Consider the following 17,118-nt stretch of genomic DNA (forward strand, 5'->3'; position numbering starts at 1 on the left):
ATATTGGGTTGAGCATGTAGAGGCGTGGCGAGCTCATCCGATGGCCGGCGGACAGCAGGGTCCCTGGTTGTTCGCGGCCGATCCTCGCCGTCAGCGGATTCTGCCGGGCTGTCTGAGCCACCGGTTCAATCGACTCGCCGAACAGGCTGGTGTCGCCGGGGCCAGTCTGCACCGGTTGCGGCACACGGTGGGCACGGTGCTGGTCGCCCAGGGTGAGATCCTCAAGGCGTCTGCCCGACTGCGCCACCGCGATCCACTGGGAGGACATCGGCAACGTGCCCGACCGGATCTCCGACGGCGTCGGCGACTTCGTGGACTCATCGCCGCTCCGCTGCAGGGCGCGGCACGTCGGGATGGGGTGACGGTGTTCCTTGACTTGGCCACGATGGAACCGCATGAGGACCAGTGGGCGTTTCTGTCATCGCTGGGGCGGATGAGTCCCGGTGAGGTGAACCGGGTCGCCCGCCGGGCCGGCCGGATCGTGGTCGGCCCGGGGGTGGACCGGCTCGGCACAACGGTCTCCACGAAGATTCGCGTGACACCGGCACCGGTGGTGCGGGCTCGGCTGGCCGCTGGGATTCGGGTGGAAGCTGATGATCTGGTCCCGGCGTTGCATGCGACGCTCAAGCATGCGGCGTCGATGCCGAACCCTTTGTTCTACGAGCGGCAGCGGCTGCGGATGTCCACCTGGGACACGCCGCGGTTCCTGCGTAGCTACGACGAGACCATCGACGGCGGCCTGGTGCTCCCGCGTGGCCTGGCCGACACGGTGGCCTCCCTGGTCGAGCAGGCCGGCAGCCGCCTCGAGATTGTCGACGAACGCGCCGCCGGAGTCCGGCAGACATTCACCCTCACCGCCACACTTGCCACTTCGCAGAAGCACGCGGTGGATGTGGTCTGCGACCACGACCTGGGTGTGCTGGTCGCGCCGCCCGGGTCGGGCAAGACCGTGATGGCTTGCGCGGTCATCGCCGCACATGCCACCTCGACGCTGGTGCTGGTCGACCGCAAGGCCTTGGCCGAACAGTGGCGAACACGAATAAGCGAGTTGCTGGGGGTGAAAGCCGGACAACTGGGTGGTGGCCGAGCCAAGACCCGCGGAGTGATCGACGTGGCAATGCTGCAGACCCTGGCCCGCAAGGCTGACATCGCCGCGCTCACCAACGGCTATGGTCTGATCATCGCCGATGAATGCCACCACATCCCCGCTGCGGCGTTCGAGCACGCGGTCAAGCAGATCCCGGCGCGGCGATGGCTCGGGTTGACCGCCACACCGTATCGGCGTGATCAGCTCGACGACTTGATCGCGCTGCAGCTCGGCCCGGTCCGGCACACCATCACCCACGACCGCGCCAACCCGGCCGGTGATGACAGTGCGCCAGCACTACCGTTCGTCGCCGCCGGCTATCGACCGGCCACGGTGCTCCAGGTCCACGACACCGAGTATCGCTACACCGGCGGTGCCGACCCGACCGCGCCCGGTGGCATGGCCGCCATCTACCGGGATCTCGTCGCCGACGAAGACCGCACCCGCCTGGTGGTCGCCGACGTGACGGCCGCGCTGGACCGCGGCCGACACTGCCTGCTGCTCACGCAGTGGACCGCGCACGTTGAGCGATTCGCCGACGAACTCCGGGCAGGTGGCCATGACCCGGTCGTGCTGCGTGGCGGGATGAGCGCCACCGCACGCCGCGCCGCGCTGGACCGTCTCCACCCGTCCGCGGACGGGTCACCGGTGTTGGTGGTCGCGACCGGATCGTTCATCGGTGAGGGATTTGACTGCCCGTTCTGGACACGCTGTTTCTCGCAGCGCCGATCGCGTTCAAGGGCCGGCTGGTGCAGTACGTCGGGCGGATCCTGCGCCCCTATCCAGGCAAGTCCACCGCCGAGGTACACGACTACCACGACGTCCACACTGGAGTTCTGGCGTCCTCACTGGCCAAACGGGCACCCGGCTACACCGGCCTCGGTTTCCCCGATCCGCGCAAGTCCCCGCGCTGACGGCTGATCAGCATTGTGCGGGGAGGGCGTAGCCGAGTTTGCGTAGCGCGGTGCGGAACTTCTTTCCTGTTGTGGCGCGACCGCGAGTTGGCGGTCACCCAGTGGGCGGCACAGGTCGCGCAGTGTCCGGTCGTGGCTGATGAGTGCGGCCAGCGCGGGGTCGGAGCATTCGATCACGCGGAGGTGGCCCAGGTCGGTCAGCGTCGATGTTCGGCGGGTGACGTCTTTGACGTGGATGGTCAGGGTGGTGGGGAGTTCGTGGTCGGTGTGATGGGCAAGAAAGGGTGGTGAGTTCGGTCAGGTCTCGTCCGGTGTCGATGGCGGCGAGCAGGCTGGCGGAGCTGAGGATCCGGACCCGGTCGGCGGTCTGCTCGGCGTAGACGGACAGCAGGAGCTGGTCGCTGGCGGCAAGGTCGCCGGTGGCGACGATGTCGAGGGTGGGCAGGACCTTCAGTGACGGAACTGTCGCAGTGGTGTTAGCGGGTGGGTGTTAAGTGTGTCGGTCAGGCCGAGGGCGTAGCGGCCGAGTGCGGTGAGCCGAACGGCCTGCAGGCCGTCGTAGCGGCTCAGGCGTCGAGGTCGTCGCCGCCCCACTGGTCGCGGAAGTCGTCGCGTTCGCCGTGGGGGTGGACGTAGTCGAGGTCGATCAGGCCGAGGGTGACGGCGTATTCGAACAGCACCGCCAGGGTGTAGCGGCCTTCGAGGATGTCCCAGCGGTGATAGCCGTCGTAGCCGAGGCTGCCGTATTGGGGGTCGACCGATACAGCTTCCACAGGGCCCGGTCGGTGCGGGCGATGGTGGGGTTGAGGCGGTTTCGGCGCATGGTGGCGAACAGGGCGTCCACGCCGACCCACTCACCAGACGGTAGTCCGGTCAGGGTGTCGGCGACCACCTGGCGGCGGGGTTTGACCGCGCTGAGCGCGTTGGCGGCGCGTTGGCCCTTGATCTGCCCGATCCGGCTGAATTCGTCGATCACCCTGTGGCTGAGCCAGCGCCGACACAGTGCCGTCCGCCAGGTGTTCGGCCGCGGTGCGCAGGGTGGCCGCGGACGGACGGCTGGTCTTGCCGCTGCACCGCAGTCCGCCCGCCGCGCGCAGCTCCAGCACCGTGCGCACGTTGGCCAGCGCCTCCAGTTCGGTCATTCGCAGCCGGTGCTCCCCGACGGTCTGCAGCGGCCCGGACTCGGTCATGGCCGCAGCCACCGGCGGTACGCCTCGATCCACTCCGTACCCCGCGGCGCGGGTGTCGGCAATGGCAGGTCGAGGATGGGGATGCGCTGCCGGTCCCGACCCCGAACACAGACCGCGAAGATCCGGTCGTCGTTGGACAGATCGACACGCTGCACGGTGACCTCGACGCCCAGCACCGTGGTATGAAACGGCGTCGGGAGATGGTCAGTCGGTATGCCCGGATCGATCGCGCCGCCAGTGTGGCTCCCTCGGCGGATGGGAGTACATCACGCGGGTGGGCGGCTTGAAGGTGGGGCGTATCCAGGTGATCGAGTAGCCGGTGAGTTCGATGGAGCGGTCACCGAACTCGGCCTCACGGGCGTGCTCCATCGTTCGGCGGCTTGTCGGCGTGACGGTGCCTGGCGCAGGGAGGGGTGGGCTGGCTGCCTATGCTCCCGGCCGTGCCTGTGTCGCGGAAGCGGAAGAAGAAGTCCGGCAGGTCCGGGCGGTCCCGAGTGCCGGCCCGCGTGAATGTGCTCGGCGCTGGTGCTGATCTGGGTGAGCAGGATCGGCGTGAGTTGGCGGACGCCTGGCGGGGTCTGGCCGCCTACCGGGAGCAGATCGGGGCGCGGCGGGCGTCGCTGGCCGCCGCCGCGGCGACGAATCTGCTCGCGAATCTCGTGGTGGCGGTAGCGAACCAGCCCGACATGGTCGTGGAAGACGCGTTGTGCCTGCGGTTGGGAACACTGTTGGGTGAGGCGGCGCAGTCCCCGGTGGACGACCGAATGGGCCCGCATGACGTGGCCCAGGCGTTGGTGACCGCGGCCATGGCCGAAGTGGAGGCGACTACCGGGCAGGCGGACGCGTGGCATGCGCCCTGGCGGGTACTTACCGCGGTCGCCGGTATTCTGCCGTATCCGGACAGCGAGGCTGCGGTCGACGCGATCGCGCGGTTGCGGGACACGGAAGGCGGGCGGGTGTTGCCGGCCACGCCACCCGGTCCGGCCGTGACCGGGCCGGTGCTGTGGACCCGTGACCGGTACGGCAGTCGGTTCGCCGTCACCGCGCCGATCACCACGGTGGGTGCGCCGGTGCGCTGGTACTTGTGGGACATCGATGCCTGCGGGCACCAAGCATTCACCGTGCACAGCGGCTTCTACCCCACGCCGGACGCGGCGTTGACCGACTGGCAGGCCGCGGTCGGCCAGGTCGCCGCGGCGGGCACGGCGCTGGCTCCGGTGGACGACCCGTGGCTGCTAGCCGAGTTGTTGCCGGTCGAGCTTGGCATGATGCGTCCCGGTGGGGAAAGCGTGGAACAGTTCGCCGAGTACCACCGCGGTAAGCGCTTGGCCGCGGTCGTCAACCAGGCCATGCCGCAGCGGGACACCCCACCCGACGGCGGTCTGGACGCGGCCACCGCGGCGGTCGAGTTCACCGCGTGGCTGCGTGCCCGGCATGCCGACCAGCAGGAGCCACCGACGGATATGGACGAGTTGGTCACGGAACTGGCCAATTCCTGGTCCATCAACGACATCGGCACGGTATTCGCGACGTGCTCCCCACATCGGGTGGCCCTGTGTGTGCTGCACATCCGCGATTACTACGACGACGAGTTCGCCGACCAACTGGTGGCGCTGCTACCCGACTGGACCCGGTGGCTGGCCACCCGCAACGGCACCCCAGCGGAACTGGCCGACCGCTGTCTGCCCTACGCCCAGGGCCAACCGCGCCCGCAGATCATGGACGACGTCGGGCCCGACTACCTCGCCCGCGTCACCGAATAGGCCCGACCCGTTCAACACGCCGCCGAATGACCCACATCCGGTGCGGACCCGCGTTCTGTGAGTCGCATGGACAAGGGGCAACAGGTGGGTAACCCTTCCCCGTACGCTGCCCGGCTTGATCTTTCAGCGTCCATATGCCAACGGACCGGCTGATCGGAAGCGTTAGGCCCAGGTGTCGATGAGGTCGTCTGGGCCGAGTGTGGATATGCCGGGTGTTGTGGTTCCGGCTCGGGTTACGGCGATGAGGGGGGTGTCGTCGTCGGCGCCGGGTAGCCGGGATCGGTGGATCGTCAGTTGGGCGAGGTCGTGGGTGTCGAAGGGACGGTTGTTGTGCCATTTGATGGATCCGACGGCGGTGATCCGGGTGGCGATCGGGGCGTGGTCGGCGCCGACGATGTCGATCTCGGGGTCGTTGGTGCGGGTCCAATAGCCGCCGATCGCGGTGGTTGCGGCCGGGAGGATGCCGTCGGGTAGGCGGCGGAGTGATTCTCTGATCACGGGTTCGATGGCGCGACCGCGCCAGGTGGTCCAGGAGGTCTGGATCCGGTCGAGGACGAGGTCTCCCCGGCCGCGTTCGATGTCGGCGAAGCGGGGGCCGAGGAAGGTCAGCCAGAACCGCAGGTAGGGGTCGGTGACCACGTATCTGGTCTCTTTTGAGGGCTGGGTTGACAGCGGGGTCGTGGCGTCGACCAGGCGTTTGGTGGTCAGCAGGTGCAGTGCGCGGCTCAGCGAGGCGTGCGGCAGGTCGCCAGCGGCCCGTCCGATCAGCGTGAAGGTTCGTTCGCCGGAGCCGATCGCGCCCAGGACGCGGCGGGCTTGTGCCTCGGTGGGGAACTCGGCGGCCAGTGCGCGTTCGGCGCTGACCAGTAGTGCTGAGGTGGGGTCGGTGACCGCGTCGGTGAGGTAGTCGGTGAGGGAGGCACCGTCGGGCCATTCGTCCAGGATCAGTGGTAGGCCGCCGGTGACCAGGTAGGCGTCGAACGCATCCGCTGCGGGCAGGTCGAGCATGGCGGCCACGTCGGCGGGGTTCAGCGGCGGGATCACCATCTCGGTGGCGCGTTGGTGGAACGGTCGCCCGTACTCGTTGAGGGCTTCCATCATTGCGAGGTCGGAGCCGATACACAGCAACAACATGGGCCGCCGCGACAGCTCACGATCGAACAGCGTCTGCAACGCGCCTTCGAACCCGGGGTCGTTGGCGATGAGGTAGGGCATCTCGTCCAACACCACTATCGCGGGTTGATCCTGGGGCAGCGCGGCCGCCAGCAGCCGCAGTGCCGCATCCCAGGTGGCGGGGGTTTGGTCGCGGAACACCTCCGCGCCAGGGAGGTCCGAACTGATGGCGGACTCGGTGAACAGGCCGAGGTCAGCCGCGACGCTGGATTGCGCCGACGCTGTGAAGAACAGGTGCGGCACCCCTGCTCGCTCCACGAACTCCTCGGCCAGCCGCGACTTGCCGACCCGTCGCCGACCGCGGATCAACAGGGCCCGACCAGGTCGTCCGGCGCGCCCACCCGCCCGCACCCTGTCCAACGCGCGGTCCAGTGCCGCCAACTCGCGCTCACGCCCGACAAAACCCGCCATAGCTCCATTCCTGACACTCTCATCCATGAGACACTCAACAATGAGTGTATCTGGCGTGGAGCCCGGCGTCGGGGGGACGGTCATCGGCGCCGGCAACCTCGCCGCCACGATGCCCGCCGCGGCATCGACCGCCTACGCCCGCAACATCAAGGCCACGCTCGACCAGCTCGGCCTGCACGAGATGAACTCGCCCGCCACCGCGCGTCGCGGCAACCTGCTCTCGGCCGCCGGGATGGCGGCGGCCGTGCTGGCCACCGTGGTCCTGCTGGCCGCGCACGGCGGCGTGACCACTACGGGCTGGATCGTGCTGGCCGGCGCGGTGCCCGGTGCGGTCGCGGCGTTGCGGGTGCGGATGACCGCGATGCCGCAACTGGTCAGCGTGTTCAACGCCGTCGGCGGCGGCGCGGCCGCGCTGCTCGCCACGGTCGACCTGATCGAGCACCGGGCGGCCGGCGGGTCCGGCACGACCGCGGTTGCCGGCGCGGCCGACATCGTGATCGGCACCGTCACGTTCACCGGATCCCTTGTGGCGGCGGGAAAGCTGCAGGGCTGGGTGCCCGGCCGGCCACTGCTGTATCCGGGTGCGCGGATCGTCACCGCCCTGCTGGCCGTGCTGTTCATCGCGGGCGGGGTGTGGCTGGTCGCCGATCCGGCGAGCAGCGCCGCGCTCGCCCTCGCCCTCGGCGCGGCCGCGGCGTTCACCCTTGCGGTAGTGCTTCCGGGCCACCGCGACGACCAGCCTCAGGTTGGCCCGGATCATGTGCTCCTTGGCCCACCGGCCATCCTCGACCACGGCCCGCAGCCGCAGGCGAACGGCTTGAGTGCCGGGGACTTTGGGCTCTGGTCGCCCCGCACCGTCGGCAGATCATGGGAGCGGGGAACGGTTTTGCCGGGAGGTGTGCGATGACGATCGAGCAGACCGAGAACGAGACGGTGCGGGACAGCGCCCGGAAACGGCTGCGGGACCGGCGTGATCTGTGGACGCACTGGTTCGTGTATGCGGTGATCAACGGGTTCCTCGTGGTGGTGTGGCTGCTGACCGGTCAGGGTTACTTCTGGCCGGGTTGGGTGCTCGCCGGGTGGGGGCTCGCGATCGTGTTCCACCTGTGGGACTACTACTGGAAGTGGCACCGGCCGATCACGGAGGCGGTCGTCGACGCCGAGGTCCGGCGCCGGGCCTGAGCCGCCGGTCATGGGAACGCCTACTGGAAGGCGTTGTGGATGTCGCGTTCGGTGGCGGTGTTGCTGACCACGAGGACGGTATCGCCCGGATGGAAGCGGTAGTCCTGGTCCGGGACGAGCGGTTGGGTGTCGTGGATGACGGCGGCCACGATGGTGCCCGGCGGCAGGCTCAGGTCGGTGCGGGTGCGGCCGGCGGCCGTGGAGTGCTCGTCGATGCGGGTCTCGATGAGGGTGACGCCGGCCGCGGCGAGTTGGACCAGGCCGACGGTGTCGGTGGCGCCGGAGGCTTCCTCGATGAGGGAGATCAGCGGGGTGGCGGCGGGCAGGGCGACGTCGACGCCCCAGCGGGCGTCGAACAGCCAGGTGTTGTCGGGGTCGTTGACCCGGGCGAGGGTGCGCGGCACGGCGAACTGGCGCTTGGCGAGCAGGGCGATGACCAGGTTGTCCTCGTCCTCGCCGGTCGCGGCGAGCAGCAGGTCGGTGTTGAGTACGCCGGATGATTCCAGGATGGACGGTTCGCAGGCGTCGCCGTGGACCAGCCGGTGAACGTGCTCCTCGGCCAGTTCGGCCAGCCGGGTGCGGTCCCGGTCGATGACGGTGACCTGGTGTCCGGTGGCGGACAGCAGGTGGGCGGCCTGCTCGCCGAGCCGGCCGGCGCCGGCGACGATGATCTTCATGAGCCGAGCTCCTTGCCGAGGAACGAGCGCAGCCGATCCAGCGCGGTCGCGGCCACGGCGAAGCTGACCGCGTCTCCGGGCTGGGCGAGGCTGTCGCCGGTGGGGAGGAAGGAGTGACCGCCGCGGGTGACGGCGACCACCCGGATCTGGTGGTCCACCTCGAGGTCGAGCAGGGGCCGGCCGGCCAGCCAGGCCGGGAGAACCTCCCGCACCAGCAGGGTTTCGCCGTTGCCGAAGGTCACCTCGGGGTTGACGTGGCGGTGCCGCAGCAGCTGGTTGATCCGGGTGACCGTCCACCGCACGCTGGCGACGGTCGGGATGCCCAGATCGCGGTAGATGTCCGCGCGGCGGGGGTCGTAGATGCGGGCGATCACCTGGGGGACCAGGTAATCGTCCTTGGCGATGCGGGCGCCGACGATGTTGGTGTTGTCCCCGGAGGTCACCGCGATGAACGCGTCGGCTGTGCCGATGCCGGCCTGTTCGAGCAGACCCCGGTTGTAGCCGTTGCCCACCAGGAACTCTCCGGTGAAGCCGGCGGGCAGCAGTTCCCGGGCGTCCGGGTCACGGTCCAGCACGCACACGTCGTGCCCGTCGGTGCACAGTTGGTGGGCCAGGGTGGCGCCGACCCGCCCGCAGCCCATGATGATCGCTTTCATGTCGCAACCTCCTTGCGACGCAGTAGGGCCTTGCGGATCTCGTCGCCGACGAGCACGAGCGAGCCGAACGCGATGACGAGCGCCCAGTCGGCGAGGGACAGTGCCGCGGTGTGGAAGAGCTCCCGCAGCAGGGGGACGTAGCTGATCGCGCAGATCATCGCGACCCCGACGAGCTGGGCGCCGAGGTAGGCGGGGTTGGACAGCAGGCCGAGCCGCACGACGCTGTGCCGGTCGCTGCGCACGGCCAACCCGACGAAGATCTGGCCGATGACGATGGCGGCCTGGGTCATCGTGAGTGCCTCCCGGTAGACCGGGTTGTCCAGGGTGAACTCCGCGAGCGGGATGCCGGCGGTGTGCAGGTGCCAGAAGAACAGGGCGGTGGAGCCGATGGCCTGGATGCCGCCGAGGAAGAGGAACCGGCGCACCAGCGACAGGGAGAACAGGCGCTGCTTCGGGCTGCGCGGCGGGGTGTTCATCACCCCGGGCTCGGGGCGTTCGGCGCCGAGTGCCAGGGCGGGCAGCACGTCCGAGCCGAGATCGATGGCCAGGATCTGCAAAGCCGTGATCGGCACGAACGGGAACCCGGCGAACGTGGCGACCAGGATCGGTACCAGCTCGCCGACGTTGCTGCTGAACACGTAGACCAGGAACTTGCGGATGTTGGCGTAGACCGAGCGACCCAGCTCGACGGCGGCGGCGATCGAGGCGAACGAGTCGTCCAGCAGCACCATCACCGAGGCTTCGCGGGCCACGTCGGTGCCGGAGGCGCCCATGGACACGCCGATGTCGGCGCGTTTGAGCGCGGGGGCGTCGTTGGCGCCGTCCCCGGTCACCGCGACCACCTCGCCGAGGTCCTTGAACGCGGCGACCACCCGCATCTTGTGTTCGGGTTTGACCCGGGCGAACAGCACGTCGCCGGGCGCGGCGAGCAGCGCACGCAGCCCCTCGTCGTCGAGCCCGTCCAGTTCGGCGCCGGTGACCGTGCGGGGCGGGCCGGGCTCGGTGAGGATGCCGACCCGGCGGGCGATGGCCTCCGCGGTGAGCGCGTAGTCCCCGGTCACCATGACCACCCGGATCCCCGCGCCCCGGCAGGTCCGCACCGCGTCGACGACATCCGGGCGGGGCGGGTCGAGCATGCCGATCAGGCCGAGCAGCGTGAGTCCGCTCTCGGCATCGGCTTGACCCACGCGGGCGTCGGGAACCTCACCGACGGCTACGGCCAGCACCCGCAACGCCGAGGAGGCCATGGTGTCGTTGGCCGCCAGCACCTGTCCGCGGGCCGGATCGTCCATTGTGGAATCTGTGGTGGCGGTGCGGATGCGGGTGCAGCGGGCCAGCAGTTCCACCGGGGCGCCCTTCACCAACGCCCAGGTCCGGCCGTTTCGGGTGTGCAGGGTGGTCATCAGCTTGCGGGTCGAGTCGAACGGGAACTCGCCCACCCGCGGCGCCGCGGCCAGTTCGGCGTCCATGTCGAGGCCGGCTTTGGCGGCGACGGTGAGCAGTGCGCCCTCGGTGGTGTCGCCGAGCACCCGCCACCCCGCCTCGCCGTTGGGCGGGAGCAGCCGGGCATCGCAGCACAGCGCGGCCACCCGCAACAGCTCGTGCACCGGCGCCGGGTCGTCCACCGCGCCGTCGGGGGCGTAGCCCACGCCGTTGACCCGGTGGATCCGGCCGGCCGCCCAGACCTGCTGCACGGTCATCTCGGCCCGGGTGAGGGTGCCGGTCTTGTCCGTGCAGATCACCGTGGTCGAGCCCAGCGTCTCGACCGCGACCAGCTTCTTGACCAGCGCCTGGCGCCGGGCCATCCGCCGCACCCCGATCGCCAGGGCCACCGACAGCGTCGCCGGCAACCCTTCCGGCACACAGGCGACCATCACCCCCAGGGCGAAGATGAACGTCTCCACCAGCGGATCACCGGCCGGCAGCCGCACCGCGAACAGCAGCACCCCCAAGGCGAACGCCGCCGCGGCAACCCGCCGGGCCATGATCGCGATCTGGCGTTGCAGCGGGCTGCGGTCCGGGGCGGTCTCGGCGGTCAGCCGGTAGATGCGGCCGAACTCGGTGGCGGTCCCGGTGCCGGTGACCACCGCCTTGCCGGTGCCGGCGGCCACGACCGTGCCCATCCAGGCCAGGTTGCGCGCCTCCAACCGGGCCACCGAGCCGGCGACCGGCTCGGCGCTGCGTCCGGCGGGGTCGCTCTCCCCGGTCAGCGCGACGTTGTTCACCGCCAGCTCGTGCGCCTCGACCAGGCGACAGTCCGCCGACACCGCGTCGCCGGCCTCCAGCACCGCCACGTCGCCCACGACCAACTCGGCGGCCGGCACCTCGACCCGCTCGCCGTCGCGCAGCACCCGGGCCCGGTGCGGCACCATCGCCCGCAACACCTCGGCGGTCCGCTCGGCCATGTACTCCTGGCCGAAGCCGATCGCCGCGTTGAGCACCACCACCGCCAGGATCGCCACGGTCAGCTGCAGGTAGCCGATCTCCCGGGGATCGCCAAGCAGGTAGGCCGACAAGGTCAACAGCGCGGCGACCAGCAGCACCACGGCGAACAGATCGGTGAACTGGCCCAGGAACCGCAGCACCGGCGACCGGCGCCGCGGCCCGGGCAGCTCGTTGCGGCCGCCGGCCGCCAGCCGCCGGCCGGCCTCCGCCGAGCTCAGCCCGCGCGGCGAACAACCGTAGGCCGCGAACACCGCTTCCGGTGCGAGCGCCTGCGCCCCGGCGGGCTCCCGGTCGGCGGCCGGCGTCGTGATCGTGCTCAGCACGGCCACCTCCAGCTCCCGTCGGCACCCTCTGTTTCGACGCTAGGGCGACCCGGTGCACCGGTGCAGTGGCGCACGTCCCGCACCGGCCGGGACTTCGTGCCCGGACCGACCTATTCGGACCGCTGGCGGTAGGCGTCGATGGCGGTGGGCAGGGTCGGGAAGATCAGGTCGGGGCCGATGCGGTCGAGCAGGCCGGTGGGTTGCAGGTTGGCGCGGAGGTCCTGTTTGACGCGGGCCATGGCGAAGGTGATGTCGCGCCGGGCGAGTTCGCGGCGGAGGTCTTCGAGGGTGTCGGCGGCGGTGATGTCGACTTCGACGTTGGCTTCGGCGTTGAGCAGGAACCACCGCACGGGGGTGGGGGAGTCCTCGACCGCGGCCAGGGCGCGGGTGCGGAAGTTGTCGGCGTTGGCGAAGCACAGTGGGGCGTCGTAGCGGTAGACGAGCAGGCCGGGGATGGTGGTGGCGTCGGGGAAGTCGTCGATGTCGTGCAGGCCGGCCAGGCCGGGCACGGTGCCGAGGATGCCGTCGTGTGGGCGGGCGAGTCGGCGCAGCAGGTCCAGGATGGACAGTGCGATGGCGGCCAGGATGCCGTAGAGCACGCCGAAGAGCAGGACGGCGGCCGTGGTGGCCAGGGCGAGGATCAGTTCGCTGCGGCGGAAGTGGCCGATGCGGCCGAACTCGGCCAGGTCGATCAGCCGCACCGCGGCGTAGATCACCAGGGCGCCCAGTGCGGCGGTGGGGAACAGGGCGAGCAGGGGCCGGCCGAACAGCAGGGTGAGCGCGACCGCGGCGACCGCGATCAGGGAGTGCAGCTGGGTTTTGCTGCCCAGCGCGTCGCCGATCACGGTGCGGCTGCCGCTGCTGCTGACCGGGAACCCGCGCAGCAGACCGGCGGCGGCGTTGGCCACGCCGAGGGCGAGCAGTTCGGTGTTGGCGTCGATCCGGTCGGAGCGGCGGGCGGCGAAGGCGCGGGCGGTGAGCACGTTGTCGTTGAAGCCGACGATGGCGACCCCGAGCGCCGGCAGGAGCAGCGCGGCCAGGTCGGCGCCGGACACGGCGGGCAGTGCCGGCACCGGGATCCCGGCCGGAACGGCGCCGATCACCTGGATTCCGTGCTCCCGCAGGGAGAACACGGCGGTGGCCGCCGTGGCGATCAGCACGCCGAGCAGCGGCACCGGCAGCCGGGGGAACAACCAGGATCCCACCAGCAACACGGCCAGCACGCCGGCCGCCAGGACCGCCGTGGGCAGGTGGATCTGCCCGAGCTGGCCGGCGAAGGAGCCCAGGTCGTCCAGCACCGAGTCGCCGTGCACGGTCACCCGGCCGATCTTGCCGAGCTGGCTGACGATCATGATCACGGCGATGCCCGCCATGTAGCCGACCAGCACGGGCCGGGACAGCAGGTCGGCCAGCACGCCCAGCCGGGCCGCCCAACCGAGCACGCAGATCACCGCGACCAGCAGCGCCAGGGCGGCGGCCAGGGCGGCGTACCGGGCGGGATCGCCGCCGGCCAACGGGGCGATCGCCACGGCGGTCATCAGCGCGGTGGTCGACTCCGGACCGACCGAGAGCTGCCGCGACGAGCCGAACACCGCATACACCAGCAGCGAACCGATCACCGCCCACAGCCCGGCGACCGGCGCCAGGCCCGCGACCTCGGCGTAGGCCATCACCTGCGGTATCAGGTAGGCGGCGACCGTGACCCCGGCCAGCAGATCGGGCCGCAGCCAGGACCGCCGGTAGCGGCGCAGGACGCCCAGCCCGGGCAGCATCCGGCCCAGCTTGGTGTCGGTGTCGCGGATCACGGGGGTATCCGACCAGATGAGCCGGCGATCGCGGTGGGTCGGTCGGCGAGCGGTGCGCCCGTCACCTGAGCGTGCCGCTGGTGATCGTGCCGGCCAGCTCTTCGACACCTCGGCCGCGGGTCAGCCCCCTCGACCACCCAGCACCCCCACAGCGGCCGGTCCCGGTCCACGCGGCCTCGTCACCCGTCCACCGTGGAGGATCGCTCGGCCTCGACCGCCACGGTCCGGACGATGGCCCCAGCCGGGCTCGGCGAACACCGGGAAGTCCGCGGCGGGCACGTCACGCCAGGTGATCGCGGGCTGCCAGAACCTGCCCACCGCACCTCGACCCGGTTGCGGCCGTGAACCCCGCCTGTCACCGGGCCCATTCCCTGGGTGCCATGCCGGCAGATCGATAGCACGGCGGGCGGTCCGGGGATCGGGTCCGGTGCTGTCTTGTGCGGGGACCAAGGCCCCGGAGTTCGTTCAGGCAAGCGGTGTACGGCGACGCAGCACCAGACCGATGCCCGTAGCGAGGGCGAGCAGGCCACCGATGGCCAGCCAGACCACGTTGGCGCCGGTGTAGGCCAGTCCGGTCTGGTCCACGTCAACAGCCTGCGCGGGTGTCACCCCGCCCTGTGCCGGCGGCGGGGTGCCCGGCTCGGGTGCCGGTTCCGGGTCGGGCTGTTCGGGTCCCGGGGACAGGTAGAACAACCCGATGTCGGGAAGATCCGCCATGACCCAGACGCCGTTGTAGGGCGTGGGGTAGGGGTACATCGACAGGATCTTCCACGGGCCGACGATGCCCAGGTCGTAGCGGCCGGCGGGCACGTTGGTGAACACGAACTGCCCGTTGGCATCCGACCCGGCGCGCGCCACGACCGCCCGGCTGACCGGATCCCTGAGGTAGACCCTCGTGTCGGGAAGCGGAAAGCCAGGATCGCCCATGATCGTGACCTGGGGCAGCCCGATGGCCTTCAATCGGCCGACCACGCGCGGCACCACCACGCCGGGCACCCGCGCGAACGCGGAGGCCTGCACGCTGCCCGATATTCCATCGCCGATGTAGCAGACCACGTTCACCCCGCCCCGGCCGGGCGCGTCCGGCGGGATGGGGATGGACACGTCGACCTCGACGGTCGAGGACGCCGGGACGGTCACACCTGGCCCGCCGGCGGACAGCGCGCCCCATTGGCCCTCGGTCTCCGACCATGCGGTCAGCCCGGGGATGGGCACGGCGCCCCGGTTGGTGAGCCGCACCAGCAGGTGCGCGGTTTCCCCGACCGTGTAAGCGTTCCTGGTGAAGGCCAGCGCGACCGTCAGGCTCTCGGACACCGGCCGGGCCGCCCTGATCACGACGTCGGGATCATGTGTGCCGTCCACAGTGACCAGCGGAACCGCCGTCGCCCAGCCGTCGATGGAGAAGGAGAGGAACTGGTAGGTGCCGGCTGGCAGGTCACGGAAGGCGAACCGGCCCTGCTGGTCGGTCCGCTGGCTGTAGTAGCCGCTCGGTACGCCGCCACTGATCTCGATGTCGACGTCGCTCCACGGCTCGCCCGGATCCATCGCGGCGTTGCCGTTGCGGTCGGCATACAGCACTCCGGTCACGTCGCCGCGAACGACGGTAACCGCGGCGGTGGTCTCCGCACTGTTGTCCGCCGGGTTCAGGTCCGGCTCGGCGGAGCGCACCGTGACCCCGATCCGGGCCAGCTGGTCGGCGTCCAGGCTCCGCAACGACCCGGGCCTGGTGACTTCGGCCCGTTCACCCGGTTCGAGCCGCACACCCGGCGGGTTCAGGCTGTCCCACCAGCCGATGTCCACGTTTCCCCACATGGTGTCGACCCACACGTCGGTCGCGGTGCCCGGGCCGGCGTTGGTGACCGTGAGCCCGACGCCGATGGTGTCGTGGGCGTCGTAGACCGGCTTGTCCAACGCCAGGGACACCCGCAGATCCGGCAACCGCTGCTCGGTGTCCTTCGGCGGGACGACCGGAGCCGGCGCCGGCTGACCGCTCGCGGCGGGCGGATCGGTTTGGACCGGTGGCGCCGTGGAGCTGGCCGGTGCGGGCTTCGCGGTGTCGTCCTGATCGGCTGCCGGAGCCGAGGATTCCGTTGGAGGTGTCGGCGTTTCACTCGGCGGGACCGGATCGCTCGGTCCACCCGAGTCCGGTGTGGTGTCGGTGGGCGCTACCTCGACGACCGGCGTTGCCGGTGCCGCGGGTTCGTCGGCGAATGCCGGTCCCGCCGACATTCCCGCGGCGAGGGCCACCGCCAGTGTCAACGCCCCGACCGGTACCGCGATCTTTCTTGCTAAACGGGTCATGTGAAGCCTCCCTGAGTCGGCTCTCGTGCTCGGACCCGTCTTCCTTTCCGAGCCCGGCCGCCAAAAGCGACCGCAACCCCAAAATCACGCGGCATTAGCGGGGACGACACCGGCGAAAGACCTCACTTCGCACCGTCGAACGACAGGGATACCTCGCCGGAGGTGACCGTGTTTCTGCTGGCTGGTCAGTGCTCGTGGGTGATGTCGACGACCATGGAGTCGGGGACGTGCAGGTGGGTGTCGTCGTGTTCGTAGGTGAGGTTGGAGTGGACGGTGACCACGCCGTCGACGCGGTGGGTGAGGGCTTCGGCGATGGGGATTTGGCTGCGGCGTTGGAGTTGGCCGTGTAGGGAGACGACTCCGTCGTGGACTTCGATGGTGACGGTGGCGGGGTTGACCACGGTGTCGAGGTTGCGTTGGAACACTTCGCGGGCGATTTCCTGGGCGATGTCGTTGTCGGTGCGGAGGAAGACGCCGAGCAGGTCGCGGCGGCTGACGATGCCGACCAACTGGCCGTCTGCGTTGACCACCGGGAGGCGTTTGATGGTGTGGTGGTCGAGCAGTTTGGCGGCGTCGATGATGGTGGCGTCCGGGGCGATGGTGATCGCGGGGGTGCTCATCAGCTGGCCGGCGGTCGTGCCGTGCGCCCGGGTACGGCGGCGGCGGTGCCATGGCCATCGGGATTCGGTGGGTTGCTGGGCCTGCTGGGTGGGCAGCAGGTCTGCCTGGGACACCACGCCGATCACCCGGCCGGTGGTGTCGAGCACGGGGACCGCGCTGATCCGGCGCCGGTCCAGGAGTTGGACGATGTCTTTGAACGGGGTCGACTCCGTGACCGTGGCCACGTCGGTGGTCATGACATTGCCGATCTTGCGGTGCTGCATCACGAACCTCCTGTCGTGCTGATGGGGGATGCCCGGCCGGGGGGCCGGCCGGGCGTGTCGGGGGTGGTTTCAGATCAGCCAGCGGTTGCGGCGCACGATGTCCAGCCGTTCCCAGCGGCGGCCCAGGCCGTAGTAGCGGCCGGCGTAGAGGGCGGCCAGGGTGAGCAGGACCAGGGCGTAGATGATGTGGTCGTCGAGGATCGGGTTGGTGGAGCGGGTCAGTTCGCCGGTGGCGGTGTGTTGGGCCAGTGGCCATTCGGCGGCCCACATCAGCAGCAGCATCAGCGAGCCGGAGACCGCGGCGATG

Annotated in this window: 15 protein-coding genes and 1 pseudogene; 4 read left to right on the top strand and 12 right to left on the bottom strand. The window is 70.3% G+C overall.

What is annotated here, in order from left to right; translation table 11 throughout:
* A partial coding sequence (locus VFV67_RS14680; protein WP_326470439.1) for a hypothetical protein occupies positions 1–397 on the bottom strand: 397 nt, incomplete at its 3' end.
* Here VFV67_RS14680 and VFV67_RS14685 point away from each other — a divergent pair.
* Positions 365–2,008 carry a DEAD/DEAH box helicase family protein gene (locus VFV67_RS14685; protein ID WP_414636253.1) on the top strand — a complete coding sequence of 548 codons (1,644 nt, stop codon included), beginning with the start codon at positions 365–367 and terminating at the stop codon, positions 2,006–2,008. The two genes, VFV67_RS14680 and VFV67_RS14685, sit on opposite strands and share 33 nt — an antisense overlap.
* Positions 2,009–2,567: 559 nt before the next feature.
* Here VFV67_RS14685 and VFV67_RS14690 read toward each other — a convergent pair.
* The 3 genes from VFV67_RS14690 to VFV67_RS14700 form a co-directional block, all read right to left on the bottom strand.
* A complete protein-coding gene (locus VFV67_RS14690) occupies positions 2,568–2,774 on the bottom strand; it encodes a hypothetical protein (RefSeq protein WP_326470442.1) in 207 nt (68 codons plus the stop codon).
* A gap of 81 nt (positions 2,775–2,855) precedes the next feature.
* Entirely contained in the window at positions 2,856–3,191 is a 336-nt protein-coding gene (locus VFV67_RS14695) for a hypothetical protein (protein ID WP_326470444.1), read from the bottom strand.
* Positions 3,188–3,367, bottom strand: a complete 180-nt coding sequence (locus VFV67_RS14700; protein ID WP_326470446.1) for a hypothetical protein — start codon at positions 3,365–3,367, stop codon at positions 3,188–3,190. The genes VFV67_RS14695 and VFV67_RS14700 overlap by 4 nt, the downstream gene beginning before the upstream one ends.
* A gap of 264 nt (positions 3,368–3,631) precedes the next feature.
* Between VFV67_RS14700 and VFV67_RS14705 the strand changes: the two genes are divergently transcribed.
* Complete coding sequence (locus VFV67_RS14705; protein WP_326470447.1) at positions 3,632–4,954, top strand: hypothetical protein; 1,323 nt, start codon at positions 3,632–3,634, stop codon at positions 4,952–4,954.
* Between the two features lie 162 nt (positions 4,955–5,116).
* Here VFV67_RS14705 and VFV67_RS14710 read toward each other — a convergent pair whose 3' ends face one another.
* Entirely contained in the window at positions 5,117–6,634 is a 1,518-nt protein-coding gene (locus VFV67_RS14710; protein ID WP_326470449.1) for an ATP-binding protein, read from the bottom strand.
* On the opposite strand from VFV67_RS14710, the gene VFV67_RS14715 reads away from it, so the two are divergent.
* Positions 6,594–7,445, top strand: a complete 852-nt coding sequence (locus VFV67_RS14715; RefSeq protein ID WP_326470451.1) for an NAD(P)(+) transhydrogenase (Re/Si-specific) subunit beta — start codon at positions 6,594–6,596, stop codon at positions 7,443–7,445. The two genes, VFV67_RS14710 and VFV67_RS14715, sit on opposite strands and share 41 nt — an antisense overlap.
* Positions 7,442–7,720 (top strand): 2TM domain-containing protein, encoded by a 279-nt coding sequence (locus tag VFV67_RS14720; protein ID WP_326470453.1) that lies wholly within the window; start codon positions 7,442–7,444, stop codon positions 7,718–7,720. Before VFV67_RS14715 ends, VFV67_RS14720 begins: the two co-directional genes overlap by 4 nt.
* A gap of 20 nt (positions 7,721–7,740) precedes the next feature.
* Here VFV67_RS14720 and VFV67_RS14725 read toward each other — a convergent pair whose 3' ends face one another.
* From VFV67_RS14725 to VFV67_RS14755, 7 genes and pseudogenes are all read right to left on the bottom strand, one after another.
* Positions 7,741–8,397, bottom strand: coding sequence for a potassium channel family protein (locus VFV67_RS14725; protein ID WP_326470454.1), 657 nt, complete (start codon positions 8,395–8,397; stop codon positions 7,741–7,743).
* On the bottom strand, positions 8,394–9,053 hold the full coding sequence (locus tag VFV67_RS14730; protein ID WP_326470455.1) for a TrkA family potassium uptake protein: 660 nt from the start codon (positions 9,051–9,053) through the stop codon (positions 8,394–8,396). The genes VFV67_RS14725 and VFV67_RS14730 overlap by 4 nt, the downstream gene beginning before the upstream one ends.
* On the bottom strand, positions 9,050–11,827 hold the full coding sequence (locus VFV67_RS14735) for a cation-transporting P-type ATPase (RefSeq protein WP_326470456.1): 2,778 nt from the start codon (positions 11,825–11,827) through the stop codon (positions 9,050–9,052). Before VFV67_RS14735 ends, VFV67_RS14730 begins: the two co-directional genes overlap by 4 nt.
* A 104-nt stretch (positions 11,828–11,931) precedes the next feature.
* Entirely contained in the window at positions 11,932–13,626 is a 1,695-nt protein-coding gene (locus VFV67_RS14740) for a SulP family inorganic anion transporter (protein ID WP_326470457.1), read from the bottom strand.
* A gap of 465 nt (positions 13,627–14,091) precedes the next feature.
* Complete coding sequence (locus VFV67_RS14745; RefSeq protein WP_326470458.1) at positions 14,092–15,927, bottom strand: LPXTG cell wall anchor domain-containing protein; 1,836 nt, start codon at positions 15,925–15,927, stop codon at positions 14,092–14,094.
* A gap of 185 nt (positions 15,928–16,112) precedes the next feature.
* A complete protein-coding gene (locus VFV67_RS14750; RefSeq protein ID WP_326470459.1) occupies positions 16,113–16,811 on the bottom strand; it encodes a CBS domain-containing protein in 699 nt (232 codons plus the stop codon).
* 69 nt (positions 16,812–16,880) lie between these two features.
* Positions 16,881–17,118, bottom strand: a pseudogene (locus VFV67_RS14755) (hypothetical protein); the annotation flags it as partial.

The organism is Actinophytocola sp. (genome assembly GCF_035762905.1).
Lineage (GTDB): Bacteria > Actinomycetota > Actinomycetes > Mycobacteriales > Pseudonocardiaceae > DASYTH01.